This window comes from Bartonella sp. MR168JLCBS (assembly GCF_042194175.1).
In genome coordinates, this window is sequence record NZ_JBHIMP010000007.1 from 37759 (window position 1) to 57246 (window position 19488).

Genomic DNA, 19488 nt, shown 5'->3' on the forward strand with positions numbered 1-19488 from the left:
CCATTGTTGGGTTCACTCAATTGATGATGGCAGCGTTAAACTAGACTCTGCCTCCTATAATCTTTTGAGATCTTTTTGATATTTCTTATCTTTTGTTTCGATAAAATTAGCTATTTTTTCCTTCCAAGAATAAAGCTCCACCTCTCTGGAAAGCTCTTATTAAGAACTTTGTTTTTCTTCCAGATGGCTCATATTTTTTGCTACTTTTGCAATTAAAGTGTAGCTGAGTTGCTTAGATTTCACTACTTCTTTGGCTAAAGCCAATGCACGTTCAAGATGAGTCTTTTGGGTATTTTCATCAAAGCCTAAATGATTCCCTGCACTAAAACTTTGATAATAAGATTGTAAGGTTGCAACATCACCCAATAAAGCCAGTGCACCAATATGAAGTAAGCTATAACCTGCATCATCTATCTTGATAACCTTATGTGCCTCAACTTCACTCTTTTGCCAAGGTAGTGCTCCATATCTGGAATAAAAGCATTTATGAAGATCAATTTTTTCCATCGCCCATTTCAAGACATAATCAAGCTCTAATTCCAACCAATCCGCACATATTTCTTCTTCACAAACTCTCAACCACTTTTTATCAAAATCAAGTTTTAGATCTTGTAAGTGCTGAGAATTGATAGGAATCAATTACCATGCAGGCAGCAGCTAAAATACCAGTACTAATCGAAAATCCAACATCAAATTGCGGATAACTTTTGATAATTGCGTCATTATAAAGAACTTGTACTTCACGATCTGGTAGTTGATAACGTGCTGAGTAATTATATACCTCTTTAATTTCCTCAACAGACCAATCAAGATTTTTGAAGAGCGCTGTTGCACTCTCTATGGTTAAAAAATTCTTTACTCTACCTCAAAAGAGGTTGTATCCATATCAAAAGTCAAAAGCGAATCAGCTTTCTGCAAATAAAATTGATAACGCCGTATAAGAGAAGAATCTTATCAATAAGGTCTTTGGTGATTTCTTTTGCAACGTCTAAACGAGATGGAATCTTATCATAAAAAACAAACAACTAAGTCAATAGTTTGTGTGAAATTATTTTATATGAATTCCATTTAGAATTCACACTTTATACGTGATTCAATTGACCATTTTTTATAAACAATTGCCATGTATGAATAGACTATAAAAAGCAAATTATGATGCAAGTGTTATAAGGCATGTAAACATTCAAATGAAGTAAAAAGCAGCTATCATTCATAACAGTTCATAAATTTTATGATACGTTTTTATCACACACAAATCGCATTGTTAAAAACGTAATCGTTTGGAATTATCGATAACATAAATTGCATACGCTTAAAGAATAGTATGGGTTTTACTTTTTTTTGAGCGAAACCTTAAAAGAAATAATCATTTGAAGCTATCATAAGATAGATTTTAATTCATTAAGAACACATAAAAGGATTTAAAGACAAGTCGATTTTAAAGCGGGGCTTACTAAAAAAGTTAGTAAATGACAAGCTGGCATTATATAGATAGTATCATCACAACAGATAATAAAATTGATAATGTTATGTCTTATGAAATCAAAAGTCTTTTAATGATATAACGCAAGCAAACAAGCAAAAAACGTTTTAAAAGAGGCATTTTGATAATGTGCTTTGTTTCAAATGCCCCCTCAAAAATGAAGGCGTTATTCTTAATACGTTTTATAACCATAAACAAAGTGTTTATAGGTTCTGTAATTCAAATGAGTGATTAAAAATCATACCTGTCATTTATGTTCCTTTTGATAAGTTTTAATCAATAAAATAGAGCGCTTGCAATATGATACGTTTTGTATATATGCATCCATTATTGATTTCTTTTGTATGATCTGTAGCACCTCTATTTAAAAGCCGCGTCATATCACTTGGCACGGCTTTCCTTTTTAAATTCTCTCTTTTATGATGCGTTTATAACCATCAAAAAGGCGCTCTCCACGCATGTCATTTATTCTTTTTATCAATCTTGATAACGTTATCGCTTTCATAAACCTCACAATTTATGGGAACCGAATATAAATCGCTATGTCTTTTTATTCTTGCATTGCCATATACATTACCTCTAATCACGAAATAACCAGAGATCTTGGCATTGCCATAAACCTTGGCATACTAACAACAGCATGATCATAAACTTCGGCATTGCTATGAATAGTGCAATCATTACTATAGCTGCACAAGATAGCATGTGAGGAGCAAGAGATATATTCCCAATTTTGCCAAACGTAAAGAACATACTCCCCCACCATAATTAGCGCTAGCTATATAAGAAAGTTGATTAAAGGTAAACAATCCCTTATCCAATATAACTGGCAATATTGGTGTATAGAGAAATTTCCCGATACCCATTCTCAAAACCATAATAACCATACCGAATACAGCGTTTTGAAATAATTCAAATCTTGACGATTATTTTTATCCCTATTATTATTCCTTTAACTGGTGATATTCCTCATCCGCGTTCCATTTCACCATAACAGCCTTTAGCTCCCAAATAGAATAAAAGCAAATTTAGCTATCTATTTTAATGCTCAAAACAATATATTTAGCTATCTACTATCAATATCGCCAGATCAATTATACAATAACATATTGAATTAAATGTATTTTTATGTTATATATGTTTATAGTTAAATTGAAAGCATATTTAGATAATCTTGCTTTTTTATCTCGATATTCAAAATGACTAATCGAAAAATTATATACGCAGCCGTAAATTTTACTTCTCTTAAAATCATTTGCTTATTCGCTATAAAACTTAATAAACAAATCAAATGACCATTTTCATAAAAGAGGAAATTGGCTTCTTTTTAGGTAATATTGTTATTTAGGATGATATGAAGTTGAAGAATTTGGTGCACCCGACAGAATTCGAATCTGTGACCTCTGCCTTCGGAGGGCAGCGCTCTATCCAGCTGAGCTACGGGTGCTTCAAACTGATTATTAAAATCAGTTATGGTCTTTTAACCAATCATACTCTTAGCTTCAATGCTAAATTATCATTTTAATAAAAAATTACTTGTTTGTAACTTATCTAACAACGCACTCCTCTTACTTTTCAATGATACTTTACCTTGAAATAACTTCTCTTTATTCAATGCTCTTTTTATTATAAAAAGAGCTTTTGTTACAACTTCAAAACTCTCAAAAATAAGTTACAACATACATTATAAATATCAGGATAATTTTTTAATGACTACATTACCAAGTCGCTTTCATTTTATTTCCGCAGAAACTGAGGACGCTATCAAAGCTACCCATAAATTAATTTCCGTTTATGGTCATTCTTCTCTGGAAGAAACTGATATTGTTGTTGCAATCGGTGGTGATGGGACAATGTTACAAACCGTACGAGACGTCATGAACACAGGCAAACCTATTTATGGTATGAATCAAGGTTCTGTAGGATTTCTTATGAATGAATTTCATGAAAAAAAATTGCCCAATCGTATTGCTGTCGCACATAAAAAAGAAATTCATCCCCTGCGCATGATTGCAAAATCTGAATGTCAAGATTCTATCGAGGCGCTTGCAATTAATGAAGTATCCCTCTTTCGGCAATCTTATCAAGCCGCAAAAATTCGCATCACCATTGATAACAACGTACGCATGGAACAATTAAGTTGTGATGGTGTTCTCGTCGCTACACCAGCTGGATCGACCGCCTATAATTTATCAGCACAAGGACCTATCTTACCTCTTATGGCCCCCCTTATGGCACTCACTCCCGTTAGTCCTTTTCGCCCTCGGCGTTGGCATGGAGCTTTGCTTCCCAATACAGTAATAGTGCGCTTTGATATGCTTGAACCTGACAAACGCCCTGTCAACGCTGCTGCAGATAATATTGAAGTTAAATCTGTTCATTCAGTTACTATTTCAATGGCAACAGAAGTAACAGCTTCAATCCTTTTTGACTCAAATCATTCATGGGATGAGCGCATTTTATCAGAACAATTTCGCTATTAATGATTGTATTATGCGTTTTATATGTATATGATTGTTATAGTTAGTTTTTTTGTGAAAACATCTTAACACTTTTTAAGAGTGTAGAATATTGGTTATAATCATCATTTAGATAGCGCAGTTAAAATCACAGAGCAATTGATAAAAAAATGATACCATCTTTAAACAGTTTTGATGATTTAGGTCTTTCCGCAAAGGTTATTAATGCGGTGAAATCAGCGGGATATACAACTCCAACACCTATTCAAAGTGAAACAATTCCGCATGTCCTTCAAAGAAAAGACGTTTTAGGAATCGCCCAAACGGGAACAGGTAAAACCGCTTCTTTCGTATTGCCTATGCTCACTCTCCTTGAAAAAGGTCGTGCAAGAGCACGAATGCCCCGTACGCTCATCTTAGAACCAACACGGGAAATTGCAGCTCAAGTTGAAGAAAATTTCGATAAATACGGAATAAATCATCGTTTAAATGTTGCTCTTTTGATTGGTGGAGTTTCTTTTGAACTCCAAGATCGCAAACTTGAACGGGGAGCTGATGTTCTTATCGCAACACCAGGGCGCCTTCTTGATCATTGCGAGCGCGGTAAACTGCTCCTGATGGGCGTTGAAATCCTTGTTATTGATGAAGCGGATCGCATGTTGGATATGGGCTTTATTCCTGATATTGAACGCATCTGTAAGCTAACTCCTTTTACGCGTCAAACTTTGTTCTTTTCTGCAACAATGGCGCCAGAAATTACAAAACTAACGAAACAATTTTTACATTCTCCTGTATCTGTTGAAGTTACAAAAGCATCCTCAACCGCAACCACAATTACACAACGGCTCGTCAAATCTGGAAGTAAGTCATGGGATAAAAGAGCTGTTTTGCGAGAACTTATTCATAATGAAGGTGCTGAGCTTCAAAACGCTATTATTTTCTGTAATCGAAAAAGAGATATCTCTGAACTTTTTAGATCTCTCGTCAGGCATAATTTTAGTGTAGGTGCACTTCATGGAGATATGGACCAATACTCGCGCATGAGCACATTGGCCGATTTTAAAGACAATAAACTCACACTTCTTGTTGCATCTGATGTTGCCGCCCGTGGACTTGATATCCCAGCTGTAAGTCATGTATTTAACTATGATGTTCCTACACATGCTGAAGACTATATCCATCGAATTGGTCGTACAGGGCGTGCAAATCGTAGCGGAAAAGCTTTTACAATTGTCACAAAAGCTGATCAAAAATATATCAATGCCATTGAGGAAATGAGTAATGAAAAAATTGAATGGCTCAATGGAGATCTCTCAACTTTAATAGCCGATGATCAAACAGAAGATATTGTTGTAAAGAAAAAATCTTCAAAATCATCAAAGAAAACTGCTCAAAAAGAGCCTGTTGCTCACACTAAAAAATCTGTAGAAGAGAATAAAACAGAATATATCAAAAATGCAAATAATAAAGAGAAGCCATCTGAGCAACAACGCCCACGAAAAAATAAGAATTACACGCCCCTTGGATTTGGTGATGATATTCCTGCTTTCATGCTTATAAAAACGTGTAAATAAACCCGTTCTTTACTCTCTTTAAGAGTAAAATGAACGAAATGCTTTTAAAAAAGCCGCTCTTATTTCCTAGAGAGTCTTTCTGCTACCTTTTCACGTCCCAAGAGCGGCAAAATTTTTCCCATTTCAGGTCCATGATCCATCCCAGTAAGTGCCTGACGTAATGGCATAAACAAAGCTTTCCCACTACGTCCTGTTTTTTCTTTTAATTCTGTTGTCCAAATTTTCCAACTTTCCTCATTCAAAGCACCTTCAGGTAAGAAATCGAGTGATTGGCGCACAAAAGCACGATCCTCTAGTGCCACTGTATCAAAATTCTGTTCATCATGAATGATTTTCCACCACAAAACAGCATCATTGACTTTATTAATATTACTTCTTATCGCGTTCCAGAAATATTCCGCCTTATCTCCCTCAATAGAAAGTTTTTTAAGGCGCATTTTTACTTCCTCATAGTTTAACTCATGGACAAGATGACTATTCAAAGCAAGAAGATCAGCAATATCAAATTTTGCAACGGATCTTGACGTATCTTGGAGATTAAAATGCTCTAAAAGCGCTGCTTGATTGGGATAGGGATGCACATTTTGCGATGTCCCAATCAAAACGGCAAGGCATTGAACAGCTATAGATTCAAATCCTTCTTCCCGTAGAGAACGAATAGAAAGATCATTGTTACGTTTTGAAAGTCCTTTTCCTAAAACTGTCGCCAATAAATTGATATGACCAAAAACCGGTAATTCTGCATTAAGAGCTTTAAAAAGAGCAATTTGAGCGCCTGTATTTGTAATATGATCATCCCCACGAATAATATGCGTAATAGCCATATCTACATCATCAACAACAGACGGCAATGTATAAAGATAGCTTCCATCTTCACGAATGAGAACAGGATCTGAAAGAGAAGCCAAATCAATCGTCTGCTTTCCCTTTACTGCATCATTCCAACAAACTGCTGTTCGCTTTGTTTGTAGAGGATCATTTTCAAAATTAGGGAGAAGAAAACGCCAATGGGGTTTACGACCTTGTGATTCAAAGTTTTTTTTCTCTTCTGCTGTCAATTTTAATGCTGCACGGTCATAAATAGGAGGCAATTTGCGTGAAAGCTGGATTTTACGACGCCGTTCTAATTCTTCTGCAGTCTCATAACAGGGATAAAGAAGCCCGCGTTGTTTGAGAATTTCCGCAACTTCATCATATCGATTAAATCGCTTAGATTGGTAATAAATTGCATCTGGTTGAATACCAAGCCATTCAAGGTCAACAGCAATAGCATCGATATATTCTTGTTTAGAACGTTCAACATCTGTATCATCATAGCGCAAGATAAATGCTCCATTATGCGCTTGCGCATAAAGCCAATTGAAAAGCGCAATACGGATATTGCCAATATGAATATAACCTGTTGGAGAGGGAGCAAAACGAACTTTAACCATAAAATAATACTCAATTTTTATCGCGAAAATGATTAACTATGGGATAGCGACGATCGCGTCCGAAACTCTTGTAACTGATTTTTACACCGAGTGCAGATTGTCGTCTTTTATATTCGGCACCATAAAGAAGCTGTTCAACTTTCTCAACAGTTTCCCGTGAATACCCACGTTTAATAATATCACAAATACTCATGTCATTTTCTACAAGAGATTGCAAGATATCATCTAGAATAGGATAAGGCGGTAGAGAATCTTCATCTTTTTGATTTTCCCGCAGCTCTGCAGAAGGCGCTTTTTCTATAATATTGGATGGAATGACAATCCCTTCTGGTCCTCTCAAATTGTGCAAGTGATTTTTATTGCGCCACTCAGCTAATGCATAAACCTGCATTTTATAAATATCTTTAAGAGGATTAAACCCGCCATTCATATCACCATACAGTGTCGCATATCCCACAGCCATTTCCGACTTATTGCCTGTCGTTACCACCAATGAACCGAATTTATTTGAAAGAGCCATTAAAAGTGTACCGCGTATACGACTTTGAAGATTTTCTTCTGTTATATCAGGGGGTAACCCTAGAAAAACTGGCGCCATTGTCTTTAAAAAAGCTTCAACAGGTTGCTCAATCGGTATTATTTCATAATGACATCCTAGAAGTTGTGCACATTCTTTAGCATCTTTTAACGATTCTTGTGAAGTATAGTGATAAGGCATCATAATGGTGCGAACTCTCTCAGAGCCAAGAGCATCCACCGCCATTGCCGCACACAGGGCTGAATCAATTCCTCCTGAAAGACCAAGAATAACATCCTTAAAGCGATTTTTATTAACGTAATCTCTCAAACCTAAAACACAAGCTTGATAATCGGCCGCTAATCCATTGAGAAGACTTTCATTAGGACCTGAAATACAGTGCCATCCCGTCGTTATTTTTTGCCAATGGCTTAAAGCAATATGGCTATCAAAGTGCTTCATTTGAAATATCTTTTTTCCTTCTCCATTCAAGGCAAAAGACCCACCATCAAAAACGAGCTCATCTTGACCTCCAACTTGATTAGCATAAATAATTGGTACCCTAGATCGTAGAGCTTGCGTATGAACAACATCTATACGTTTTAAGGTTTTATTACGATAGTAGGGAGATCCGTTAAGGACAAGAATAATTTCCGCTCCTTTATTACCAAGCTCCGCACAAAGTGAAGAATCATTCCAAATATCTTCACAAATCACTATTCCTAGTCCTACCCCACGATAGATAAGAGGCTCAGGTCGTGGGCCTGAAGAAAATAAACGCTTTTCATCAAATTCAGCATAATTAGGTAAATCAAACTTCAAACTTTCGGCAATGACTCGCCCTTCATCAAGAAGCATGACACCGTTGTAAATATTGCCATTGCGTCTTAATGGAAGACCAATGACAATTCCTGGTCCGCCTACGGTTATCTTTGCTAATTTCTTAACAGTCTCTTCACATGTTTTTGTAAAAGCAGGTTTTAGAACAAGATCTTCCGGCGGATAAGCGCTTATAAAAAGTTCCGTGAATAAAACAAGATCAGCCCCCTCTTCTTTGGCCTTTTGATGTGCCATGACAGCTAAAGAAAAATTCCCCTCAATATCACCAACAATAGGATTTAATTGGGCAATTGATACCCGAAAATCATTTTTCATAAGCCTTTGTATCATTTCATCAGTTTAGCAACCACAACTTTACTCTTCATCATCAGGAAATATCACTTTTTAAAAATTCTCTTCTGCCATAATGACCTAAAAGTATATTAGGAAAAATTTTCCTACCCACCAGCAGCAACTCCTAACGAATCAGTCACACGATTTTTTTTAAGGAGTTCAGCAACAAGAAAAGCCAATTCTAACGCTTGATCTGCATTTAACCGTGGATCACATTGCGTATGATAACGATCAGATAAATCGTCTACAGAAATAGCATGCGCCCCTCCTGTACATTCAGTAACATCACGACCTGTCATCTCAATATGGATACCTCCTGGATAAGTTCCCTCTCCACGATGTACTGCAAAAAAATTCTCTACTTCTTTTAAAACATAATCAAAGGGACGCGTCTTATAACCATTGGCAGTAATCGTATTGCCATGCATTGGATCACATGACCATATAACCGCACGCTTCTCACGTTCAACGGCACGGATGAGTTTAGGCAGATAACTTTCAACTTTATCATACCCAAAACGCGTAATGAGAGTAAGCCGCCCCAGCTCGTTTTCTGGATTTAAAATATCAATTAATTTTAAAAGCTCATCAGACTCAATGGAAGGACCACATTTTAATCCTATAGGATTTTTAACGCCGCGACAATATTCAACGTGAGCATGGTCAATCTGACGTGTACGGTCACCAATCCATAACATATGACCGGATGTTGCATACCAATTTCCTGAAGTTGAATCAATCCGAGTCAAAGCCTCTTCATAACCAAGCAAAAGTGCTTCATGACTGGTATAAAAAGATGTTTCACGCAATGAAGAATGTGTTTTGGATGTAATCCCTATAGAACGCATAAAATCAATTGCTTCAGAAATACGCTCTGCCAATAATTCATAACGTTCCCCCTGCGGACTGTTAGAAACAAAACTCAACATCCATGTGTGTACATTTTCTAAATTAGCATAGCCACCTTGTGAAAAAGCACGCAATAGATTAAGTGTTGCCGCAGATTGGCGGTAAGCCATAGACATCCGTTGCGGATCTGGAATACGAGAATCGGCTTCAAACTCAATGCCATTAATAATATCCCCCCGATAAGCAGGAAATTCAACTCCCTCTTTGCTTTCGATATCAGAAGAGCGGGGCTTTGCAAATTGACCAGCAATACGACCAATTTTAACAACCGGTTTAGAACTACCAAAGGTTAAAACAATTGCCATTTGCAAAAATACACGAAAAAAATCACGGATATTATCAGCTTCATGTTCTGCAAAGCTTTCGGCACAATCACCACCTTGCAATAAAAAAGCTTGTCCTTTTGCAACAGCTGCTAATTCATTTTTTAAATCACGTGCTTCACCGGCAAAAACTAAAGGAGGATAACTTCTCAGTTTTCGTTCAACATCTTCTAACATAGACTTATCCGGATAAGTCGGAACTTGTTTAATTGGCCTTGTTCTCCAAGAGTCAGGTGCCCATTCTTTTATCATTACACTCTCTCTAAAGATTAATCTTACAGATTGGCATATCAAAAGCTTTTTACCGCAATATATGCTGTTTAACTTTCTATTTTCTTCCCATTTTCATATATATAACTTGGTTTATACATCGTTACCAATTCTTCTGCCATCGTTGGATGCACTGCCATCGTTTCATCAAAGATATCCTTCGTCAGCTTTCCTTTGAGAGCTATCCCAATAAGCTGTGCCATCTCACCAGCGTTTTCCCCTAAAATATGAGCGCCCACAACAATACGGCTTTCACCATCAACAATGAGTTTCATAAGCATTTTCTCTGAACTATCAGAAAAAACATTACGCATAGGACGAAAAACTGTACGATAAATTTCAAGACGCTTATAACGACGTACCGCATCTTCTTCTGAAAGACCAACTGTTCCAATCTCTGGCTGAGAAAAAACTGCCGTCGTAATTAAATCATAATCAGGTGTCGTGGGAATATTCTCAAACGCAGTCTTCACGAAACACATTGCATCATGAATCGCAATAGGTGTTAATTGAATATGACCTGTTACATCACCAACAGCCCAAATATGGGGTATATTCGTTGTCATTCTTTCATCAACAACAACTGCACCAAATTCATCCACTTGAACACCTGCCCGCTCAAGTCTTAAACCCGTTGTATTTGGTACACGCCCCGTAGCCAACATAATCTGATCGGCACTAATCGTTTGCCCATTTGATAAAATAACTTCATAACAATTTTCTGCAGCCTGCACTTTAGAAATTGTTGCGCCATAGAGAATAGAAATCCCTTTTTCAGTCATTTCATCGCTGAGCAATTGCCGCAAATCATGATCAAAACCACGAAGGATTAAATCACCACGATGGAGCAGCGTTGTTTTTACACCTAATTCATGAAAAATATTAGCAAATTCAACACCAATATACCCTCCACCAACAATGACTATTGATTTTGGGAGTTGATCAAGGTCAAAAATCTCATTAGAAGTGAGGCAAAATCCACCGCCTTCTATGGAAGTATTTGGTGCAACTTTTGCCCCTGTTGCAATCAAAATTTTTCCTGCACTTACCCGCTCACCCGTGGCAGAAAGCTCTAATGTGTGATCATCTACAAAAGTAGCACGACTTTCATAAATATGCACATTGTTATTCTCTAATCCCTTACGATACAGCCCTTCTAACCTTGATATTTCTTTATTTTTAGCTGCAACCAACTTTTCCCAACTAAAAATTGGATCCGCATATTTCCACCCAAAACCAATACTTTTCTTAAATTCTTTTACATATTGTGATGCATAAACATAAAGTTTTTTCGGAACACAGCCACGAATAACACAAGTGCCCCCTATCCGATATTCCTCTGCTATAGCAACACGCTTACCAAGTCCTCCAGCAAGCCGTGCTGCACGCACTCCACCAGAACCACTTCCAATAACAAATAAATCAAAGTCAAAAGAGCCCACGAATTATTCCTTCTTATGTATCTGCAAAAATAGGCTAAGATCATTTATTATCAAATGAAAGTCTTTTTTTCTTTTGAAGAAGCATTTTTTATAAAGCCGTATTCTAAAAAGACCTACTCTCATTAAAATATTAAAAACGGCGGGAAAACCGCCGCTATTTAAAAAATCAGAAATTGCCCATTGGTTGTCATGATATCAATCAAGCTATTTTTTATTTTCTGAAGATTCTGATTTTATAGGCATATTTGTAGGCATAGTAGAATTATTCAAATTAACTGTTTCAGACATTTCTTTTTTCACATTTTCTACAAGATCCCGCATAAGCGCAGAACGCCATGCATCAAATGCTGAATAAGAATCACGTGCGATATTGGGGACCTCTGTCAAAAACTTTTTACCGGTATCAGAATTGTAGAATGCCGTTATTGCATCAAGCTCTTTTTGAGTAAAATATTTTGCATATACATGAGCAATCTCTTTTTCTAGATCAGAGCGCCTTTTAATTAAAGCAAGCGCCTGCTTATCAACAATATCAGAAATAGTCTCTGCCAAATTTGGATCAGCCCTCATCAGTGCAGTTTTAAGATCATCTACCGCATTTGGTAAAAAACTATCAAACTGATCCGTTGCGTGAATGGCACTTATAGCCTTTCTAGCTGAAGCTAAATGCTGATCGCTCACACCTTGTGCATAAGCCATTCCAATATTCACAACGAAAACGGCAACTACACCTAAATATACGACAAAACGCTGAAAAGAAAATATTGTTTTCATTTAATGATTACCCCGATAATTAATTATAATTCAAATGCGTTATTTATTCAAAATTTCAATACTCTTTGATTTATTGTATTGTGCTAACATATCGTCATGAAACTGTCTTCTCTAAAAATCAAAAGATTCTAAAATTTTTGTTTGACCATCAGCCATAGCTACAATTGCACGTGAAGCCAATCCCAAAAAAAGTCCATGCTCAACAACACCAGGAATGGCAAGAAGTGCATCCGATAATGGTTTTGGTTGCAAAATGCAGCCCCAAAATGCATCAAGAATAAAATGGCCACCATCTGTTTCAAAAGGATTTTTTCCATTCATTCGCAATGCAATTTCTCCAGAAAGCCCTAAATCCTCAGCGACTTTTTCGATGGCTCTGCATGTTGTATGGATACCAAATGGATTAACTTCAATTGGTAGTGCAAAAGCACCAAGTCGTTTTACCACCTTTGTTTCATCAGCAATGACAAGCATTGCACGAGATGCCGATGCTACAATTTTTTCATACAACAATGCTCCCCCTCCACCTTTAATGAGCATCATCTCAGGACCAATTTCATCTGCTCCGTCAATATCAAGATCCAGTTCAGGTATTTGTTCTAAAGTGCTAACAGGCACTCCAAACTTACGACAGAGTTGTTCAGAATATCGTGAAGTAGCAACACCAGTCACTCGCAAACCATCCGCAACACGCCCACCAAGAAGACGAATAAATTCATTGACTGTCGAACCAGATCCAATACCAAGCCGCATATCATCTTCAATAAATTCAAGCGCTTTAATAGCTGCCATTTTTTTTAACTGCTGAACATCCATGAATGACTTTGCCTTTTATCCGTATAAGCAGCATTTATCACCCCTATTACCACCGATAATAATGATAATAAAAGATAACCTCTTGACGCAATCTATTTAAATTTACCATCATCTTTTGCTTGAAGAGATGTTACTCGTTATAGAAATATATGATAAGAATAAAATAGAATAATCAACAATTATCTTTTTTATTTCTTTGAGAAAATTTATTAGCATTTTTCTCATTCAATAAGAATTTTTGATTTATCTTGTGCTATCAATAGGATGCACATATCAATTTTTTGAAAAATTTAAAATGATCAGATATAAAAATCATCTATTTCTAGAAAACTGTAGATTATTATCTCGTTTCAATAACTTTGATAAACTTACTAATTTAAATACCGCAAAATTTTATCAGAAGAGTCTTCTATTATTTTTTGTTTTGTCATTATCCAAATGTGAAGCAAAATATGATAGATTATATTTTTTATGAATGCTGTCTGTGCATATTCCATGGTCTATGAAACCCTAGCGAAGACCAAATAATATCTCCACCTTTGGTCATCATAACGCTTCCTCGTGATAACAATTGTTGAGGCGTAAATATTATTTTTGCCTTCTTATAACATGTTGGATTACGCATTACAAATGTATGAATGAGAATATCTGCCTCTACACATTGATCTATTTCTCTCTGTAAAACAACCACTTTTAATCCATTCTCTAATAATGACGTACATACATGATAATCACAAATAAATTGTCCGTGCAACGAAGGACCATATTTTGTTGGTTTAATCGTTTCATTCACACGAAATGACTTTTTCCATATGGATGTCGTGAACTTAGAAATATGGTAACGATCAATATATAATTTTTTATCATGGATAACGCCCACGAGACGCATATTATCTGCTATAATCAGTTGTACAGGTGAATGCATTACGCAAATAGAAATACCAGCCAAAATAAACAAACTAAAAAAGAGCCGGATGAGTGTTTTGCAAAAAGTCAGTCCAACCAAGCCTATACTCAATAAAACCAACGCAGATAACGGCATAAAACCAGGATTCAAACCAGGAGAAATAGCCTTGATAACATGCGCAATCTTTATCACAAGATCAACACCAAACCCCATAATTTGAAGGGGGAGCCATTCGAATCCTCCTAACATTGCGAGGACTGCAATTAATCCAAAAGGAATGACGAAAATTGAAATGACAGGCAAAGCAAAAGCATTACTGATAATGCTCAAAGATGCCGTATTAGAAAAATGATACGCAGCATAAATTCCACTTGCACTCCCTGCAACAAGGGAAGAAGCACATGTTGAAAGCATCGATAAGAAAGCAAAATTTATCACTCCTCCTCCAACATAAGAGGGTGTTGTTTTTCTTTTACGAAAAAATGATCTTCCACTCCACCAATCAAAAAAAGCGATCAAAGCAGCAGTCGCAGAAAAGGACATTTGAAAGCTAGGACCTAATATTTCATGGGGTGTCATCGCCAGAGTTATCAACCCTGCAATAGAAAAATTACGCATTGTTATAGCAGAGCGATTACACAATATAGCAACCAACATAACAGCAATCATCACAAAACTTCTTTGCGCTGATATTGCTAAGCCCGACAATAACAAATAAAAAGCTGTTATCATAAACGCAACGATAGCAGCAAATTTTTTACTGGAATAATAGGAAGAAAAAACTGGAAAAAATGCTAAAAAACTACGGATACTCAAAAGAACTATGCCGCTTAACAACGCCATATGTAAACCGGATATTGATAAAATATGGGCTAATCCAGCCGTACGTAATGCTTCATTTGTCTCATTTGAAATGCCAGCACGCTGCCCTGTTATAAGAGCAGCAGCAACACTCCCCTTTTCTCCTTCAAGGGCTATACGGATTCTTTGTGTCATCTTCGTGCGTAAATTTTCAATTTTCTGTAGAATGATAGCGAATATTCCATCAGGCTGCGAAACCGATATTTTTCTTGGTTTTCCTAAATAAACGCCTTGTGCCCCAATTCTTTTAAAATAATTATGAAAACTAAAGTCGTAGCCTCCTGGACGCACTGGCCCAGAAAATGCACGAATCTTAACTTTCCCATATAGTCCATCACCAATTGCTAAGCCAGATGGCAAATATCTTGCCGATAAACGAATACGATGAAGACTATGGCATAATATGGGCTTTTCTGTACTCAAAACATCCAAAACTAAACGAAATCCCCCTTTGGTGCCTAACTCAATAGAAACAATTCTTCCCGTCAATGTGGTGACGATGTCACTGCTTAACATGGGTGTTGCAATACGCCACGTTTCTATTTTTGCCGCCAAAACACCCAATATAATACAAAACAAAAATCCCACGGGAATCCATATTTTTCGATAAAAACGTGCAACATAGAATATTCCCAGAAAAATACTGACCAACGCCCCCAATTGTCCCCAACTTGGCTCCCACTCTAAATGAAAATAAAAAATGATTCCTAGAGCAAAAAAGATTAAAATCAGCGAAAAAAGGATACCAAAAGAAACTTCTTTATTGATACAATCTTCTAGCCATTTGCGAAAACGAATGATTACTTCTTTTGAGAGTGTCAATAAAAAAAGTTTTTGTTGGTTATAACTGCCGTTCTTTGCATCATCATATCTAGAAAAAATACTCTGCCCTATTTGACATGGCTTTTTTCTTTCTGTAACAGATTTTTCGGATAAACCCTCTTTAACTTTACTTTGATAAAACATCCGCCCCCCACTTTAACTCGCAATATGGCTATTGCACACCCCATCACCTATGCTAACATGATTTTTCTATAAAGTTCTATAAGTAATATCTCAGTTTAAAGGAAAATATTTCGTGTCTGTTATTACTCGTTTTGCCCCTTCACCCACTGGCTTCCTTCATATTGGTGGCGCTCGTACTGCTCTTTTTAATTGGCTTTATGCAAAACATACCGGTGGAAAAATGCTTTTACGAATTGAAGATACAGACCGAGAGCGCTCAACAGAAGCAGCTGTAAAAGCTATTATAGATGGCTTACACTGGATGGGGCTTAGTTATGATGGCACCCCTATTTCGCAATTTGAACGTGCTGAACGTCACCGACAAATCGCCGAACAGTTGGTCAAAGACGGCAAAGCATATTATTGTTATGCTTCACCTGAGGAGTTAGCTGAAATGCGTGAAAAAGCCCGTGCAGAAGGGCGCCCACCACGTTATGATGGACGTTGGCGGGACCGTGATCGTTCTGAAGCTCCTAAAGGTGTTAAGCCTGTTATTCGCATCAAAGCCCCTGAAGAAGGAGAAACGATTGTACATGATCGTGTTCAAGGTGATGTTCGTTTTCCTAATAAAGATCTCGATGACTTTATTATTTTGCGTTCTGATGGTTCGCCTACTTATATGCATGCTGTTGTCGTTGATGATCATGATATGGGCATCACACATATTATACGTGGGGATGATCATCTTACCAATGCTGCCCGACAAATGATCATCTTTAAGGCAATGGGATGGGATATTCCTGTTATGGCACACATTCCTCTTATCCATGGTGAAAACGGTGCAAAATTATCAAAGCGGCATGGTGCACTCGGTGTTGATGCCTACCGAACAATGGGATATCTTCCTGCTGCTTTGCGCAATTACCTTGTCCGTTTAGGTTGGAGTCATGGTGATGACGAACTGATGTCGCTTAAAGATATGATTTCTTGGTTTGACATTGAGGATATTAACAAAGGTGCTGCTCGTTTTGATCTCAAAAAGCTCGATTCCATCAACGGACATTATATGCGCATGAGTAATGATCAAGAACTTTTTGATGCCGCTCTTAATATTCTACCAGAAACCGATAGGGGAGCACAAATTATTGAAAGACTTGATGAAAAACGCCGTGTTCAATTTTTAAAAGCAATCCCACATTTGAAAGAACGTTCAAAAACACTGTGCGAACTGATTGACAATGCCTCCTTCATTTTTACGCAACGACCTTTACAACTTGATGAAAAAGCACAAATGCTCTTAGATAAAAATGGACGAACCATTTTAAATGATCTTTATCTTGCCCTGAAAGCTTGCCCCTCTTGGGATACAAAAAACCTAGATGAAACACTTCGCTCTTGTGTACAAACACAGAATCTCAAATTTGGATCTATTGCCCAACCACTTCGCGCAGCTCTTACAGGATCTGCAACATCACCAGGTGTTTTAGATGTTCTTATTTTATTAGGACGCGATGAATCCCTTCATCGCATCAAGGACCAACTTATCACAACAATATGCTCATAATGTGTACTGAGTATATTTCCTCAAATAGGGATCTATACAGATATCTCAACGCGCCCTAGAAGAGTTTTTTATGTTATATCATTGAAATACATTTTTTATTGAGTAATAATGATCAATAAGGAAATATTTTTAGATTGCATGTACTCACTTTTAGAGGCAATCTACCATTAAATATAAGTAAGAAAAGCTTCAGTTATACATCCCCCACTCTGATGAAGCAGAGTCTTAATTTTTAGCAGTGAAGGATCTGAAAGGAATACCGAATGTCTGAGAATAACGCATATATTATTGTGAATGATAAAAAAGTAGAGCTTCCCTTGCGTAAAGGCACGAGTGGACCTGAAGTCATTGAAATTGCTTCTCTCTACAAAAAAGCCGATATTTTTACTTATGATCCTGGTTTTACTTCAACAGCTTCTTGTGAATCAAAAATTACTTATATCGACGGTGATAAAGGCATATTGCTTTATCGTGGTTATCCTATTGATCAATTAGCTGAAAAAGGAGACTTTCTCGAAAGTTGTTATCTTTTACTTTATGGTGAACTCCCAACACAGCAAGAAAAAAATGAATTTGATCGATGTATTATGCAGCATACCATGGTACACGAACAGTTTGCACGCTTCTTCCATGGCTTCCGCCGTGATTCTCATCCTATGGCCGTCATGGTTGCCTGCCTTGGCGCTATGTCTGCGTTCTATCACGACTCTATTGATATTACAGATCCTCACCAGAGAATGATTGCTTCTGTTCGTCTTATCTCAAAAGTTCCAACGCTTGCTGCTATGGCCTATAAATACAGTATCGGACAAGCATTTGTTTATCCACGTAATGATCTTAGTTATGCTGCAAATTTCCTCCGTATGTGCTTTGCTGTTCCTTGTGAAGAATATAAAACAAACCCTGTGCTTGCTCGGGCGATGGATCAAATCTTTATCCTTCATGCAGATCATGAACAAAATGCTTCTACATCTACGGTACGTCTTGCTGGATCCTCGGGTGCTAATCCGTTTGCCTGTATTGCAGCAGGTGTTGCATGCCTTTGGGGACCAGCACATGGTGGTGCCAATGAAGCATGTTTAAAAATGCTACAAGAAATAGGTTCTATTGAAAGAATTCCTGAATTTATTGCACGTGCAAAAGATAAAAATGATCCTTTCCGCCTTATGGGCTTTGGGCACCGTGTCTATAAAAATTATGACCCACGTGCAAAAATCATGCAAAAAACCTGTCATGAAGTTTTAAAAGAACTCAACATTCAAGATGACCCGCTTCTTGATATTGCAATAGAACTTGAAAAAATTGCCTTAAGTGATGAATATTTTATTGAGAAAAAGCTTTATCCCAATGTTGATTTCTATTCCGGCATTACATTAAAAGCTCTAGGTTTTCCAACTGAAATGTTTACTGTTCTTTTTGCATTGGCGCGCAGTGTCGGGTGGGTAGCACAATGGAAAGAAATGATTGAGGACCCTGCACAAAAAATTGGTCGTCCTCGACAACTCTACACAGGCCATGCTATGCGTGACTATGTTCCTATAGATGAACGTGCAAATTAAAAAAAGAAATCAATAAAGCTTCAGTTTACTGAAGCTTTATTGAGAATAATCCAAAAATATCCTTTAAGAATTTTTATAAAACGTGATTTTAAAACTCTTTTTACAGAGGTAACATCATCATAAAAATTTACTAAAAAATTCTAAGTTTTAAATTGAGAATACTCTTCTGCAAATTAGCCAAACATTTAGCAAAAAGAAATTGAAAATTTTACCTTATAATTCCCATTATCTTTAATGGAAGTGTATTCCCTGTCATTCCCTCATGTTTAAAAACCTTATTACATATTAAAATCTAGCAATGTCAGAATTTTACTTTCTATCTTCTCCAGATAAAATTGCAAAAGGCTTACATTAAGTGCTTCTTTAAAATGCCAAAAAATTCTTATCCCTTTTCAAGTAGATTAGAATAAAAATACTTTACATTTTATCCTGTTCAGAGCTGAAATTTTCTTTGTATTTAAGTTAATAGTTTTCCTTTT

Annotated in this window: 13 protein-coding genes and 1 tRNA gene; 4 read left to right on the forward strand and 10 right to left on the reverse strand. The window is 36.7% G+C overall.

Features of this window, described 5'->3' with window-relative positions; genetic code table 11:
- Positions 1-159: 159 nt before the first annotated feature.
- From ACFIK8_RS05875 to ACFIK8_RS05885, 3 genes are all read right to left on the reverse strand, one after another.
- Positions 160-639 (reverse strand): DUF6990 domain-containing protein, encoded by a 480-nt coding sequence (locus tag ACFIK8_RS05875; protein WP_375636303.1) that lies wholly within the window; start codon positions 637-639, stop codon positions 160-162.
- 1527 nt (positions 640-2166) lie between these two features.
- Positions 2167-2370 carry a YbfB/YjiJ family MFS transporter gene (locus ACFIK8_RS05880; protein ID WP_375669028.1) on the reverse strand — a complete coding sequence of 68 codons (204 nt, stop codon included), beginning with the start codon at positions 2368-2370 and terminating at the stop codon, positions 2167-2169.
- Between the two features lie 483 nt (positions 2371-2853).
- Positions 2854-2930, reverse strand: a tRNA-Arg gene (locus tag ACFIK8_RS05885).
- A 262-nt stretch (positions 2931-3192) separates the two neighbouring features.
- Here ACFIK8_RS05885 and ACFIK8_RS05890 point away from each other — a divergent pair.
- Together ACFIK8_RS05890 and ACFIK8_RS05895 are read left to right on the forward strand one after the other, a co-directional pair.
- Positions 3193-3966, forward strand: a complete 774-nt coding sequence (locus ACFIK8_RS05890; RefSeq protein WP_012755068.1) for an NAD kinase — start codon at positions 3193-3195, stop codon at positions 3964-3966.
- 146 nt (positions 3967-4112) lie between these two features.
- On the forward strand, positions 4113-5516 hold the full coding sequence (locus ACFIK8_RS05895) for a DEAD/DEAH box helicase (RefSeq protein WP_375636301.1): 1404 nt from the start codon (positions 4113-4115) through the stop codon (positions 5514-5516).
- A gap of 59 nt (positions 5517-5575) precedes the next feature.
- On the opposite strand, the gene gltX (ACFIK8_RS05900) is transcribed toward ACFIK8_RS05895, so the two are convergent.
- The 7 genes from gltX (ACFIK8_RS05900) to ACFIK8_RS05930 all read right to left on the reverse strand — a co-directional run bounded on the left by gltX (ACFIK8_RS05900) (position 5576) and on the right by ACFIK8_RS05930 (position 15907).
- Positions 5576-6949: a glutamate--tRNA ligase gene (gene gltX, locus ACFIK8_RS05900; RefSeq protein WP_375636300.1), complete on the reverse strand. Its 1374-nt coding sequence runs from the start codon at positions 6947-6949 to the stop codon at positions 5576-5578.
- A 10-nt stretch (positions 6950-6959) separates the two neighbouring features.
- Positions 6960-8621 carry an NAD+ synthase gene (locus ACFIK8_RS05905; RefSeq protein WP_375636298.1) on the reverse strand — a complete coding sequence of 554 codons (1662 nt, stop codon included), beginning with the start codon at positions 8619-8621 and terminating at the stop codon, positions 6960-6962.
- A gap of 122 nt (positions 8622-8743) precedes the next feature.
- Positions 8744-10123 (reverse strand): class II 3-deoxy-7-phosphoheptulonate synthase, encoded by a 1380-nt coding sequence (locus tag ACFIK8_RS05910; RefSeq protein ID WP_375636296.1) that lies wholly within the window; start codon positions 10121-10123, stop codon positions 8744-8746.
- A 68-nt stretch (positions 10124-10191) separates the two neighbouring features.
- On the reverse strand, positions 10192-11583 hold the full coding sequence (gene gor, locus ACFIK8_RS05915) for a glutathione-disulfide reductase (RefSeq protein ID WP_375669029.1): 1392 nt from the start codon (positions 11581-11583) through the stop codon (positions 10192-10194).
- A gap of 204 nt (positions 11584-11787) precedes the next feature.
- Positions 11788-12357: a DUF2059 domain-containing protein gene (locus ACFIK8_RS05920; protein ID WP_375636292.1), complete on the reverse strand. Its 570-nt coding sequence runs from the start codon at positions 12355-12357 to the stop codon at positions 11788-11790.
- Between the two features lie 111 nt (positions 12358-12468).
- Complete coding sequence (rpiA, locus tag ACFIK8_RS05925; RefSeq protein ID WP_375636290.1) at positions 12469-13173, reverse strand: ribose-5-phosphate isomerase RpiA; 705 nt, start codon at positions 13171-13173, stop codon at positions 12469-12471.
- Between the two features lie 469 nt (positions 13174-13642).
- Positions 13643-15907, reverse strand: coding sequence for a ComEC/Rec2 family competence protein (locus tag ACFIK8_RS05930; RefSeq protein WP_375647401.1), 2265 nt, complete (start codon positions 15905-15907; stop codon positions 13643-13645).
- 112 nt (positions 15908-16019) lie between these two features.
- On the opposite strand from ACFIK8_RS05930, the gene gltX (ACFIK8_RS05935) reads away from it, so the two are divergent.
- Entirely contained in the window at positions 16020-17450 is a 1431-nt protein-coding gene (gene gltX / locus ACFIK8_RS05935; RefSeq protein WP_375636287.1) for a glutamate--tRNA ligase, read from the forward strand.
- A 263-nt stretch (positions 17451-17713) separates the two neighbouring features.
- Positions 17714-19009, forward strand: coding sequence for a citrate synthase (gltA, locus tag ACFIK8_RS05940; protein ID WP_375636285.1), 1296 nt, complete (start codon positions 17714-17716; stop codon positions 19007-19009).
- The last annotated feature ends 479 nt before the right edge of the window (positions 19010-19488 follow it).

What these genes read in the sequence shown, in the direction of transcription:
- ACFIK8_RS05910 (WP_375636296.1), bottom strand. Translation starts at nt 10,123, where the DNA reads ATGATAAAAGAATGGGCACCTGACTCTTGGAGAACAAGGCCAATTAAA.
- ACFIK8_RS05890 (WP_012755068.1), top strand. Translation starts at nt 3,193, where the DNA reads ATGACTACATTACCAAGTCGCTTTCATTTTATTTCCGCAGAAACTGAG.
- ACFIK8_RS05920 (WP_375636292.1), bottom strand. Translation starts at nt 12,357, where the DNA reads ATGAAAACAATATTTTCTTTTCAGCGTTTTGTCGTATATTTAGGTGTA.
- gltX (WP_375636300.1), bottom strand. Translation starts at nt 6,949, where the DNA reads ATGGTTAAAGTTCGTTTTGCTCCCTCTCCAACAGGTTATATTCATATT.
- ACFIK8_RS05895 (WP_375636301.1), top strand. Translation starts at nt 4,113, where the DNA reads ATGATACCATCTTTAAACAGTTTTGATGATTTAGGTCTTTCCGCAAAG.
- ACFIK8_RS05880 (WP_375669028.1), bottom strand. Translation starts at nt 2,370, where the DNA reads ATGGTTATTATGGTTTTGAGAATGGGTATCGGGAAATTTCTCTATACA.
- gltA (WP_375636285.1), top strand. Translation starts at nt 17,714, where the DNA reads ATGTCTGAGAATAACGCATATATTATTGTGAATGATAAAAAAGTAGAG.
- rpiA (WP_375636290.1), bottom strand. Translation starts at nt 13,173, where the DNA reads ATGGATGTTCAGCAGTTAAAAAAAATGGCAGCTATTAAAGCGCTTGAA.
- ACFIK8_RS05905 (WP_375636298.1), bottom strand. Translation starts at nt 8,621, where the DNA reads ATGAAAAATGATTTTCGGGTATCAATTGCCCAATTAAATCCTATTGTT.
- ACFIK8_RS05930 (WP_375647401.1), bottom strand. Translation starts at nt 15,907, where the DNA reads ATGTTTTATCAAAGTAAAGTTAAAGAGGGTTTATCCGAAAAATCTGTT.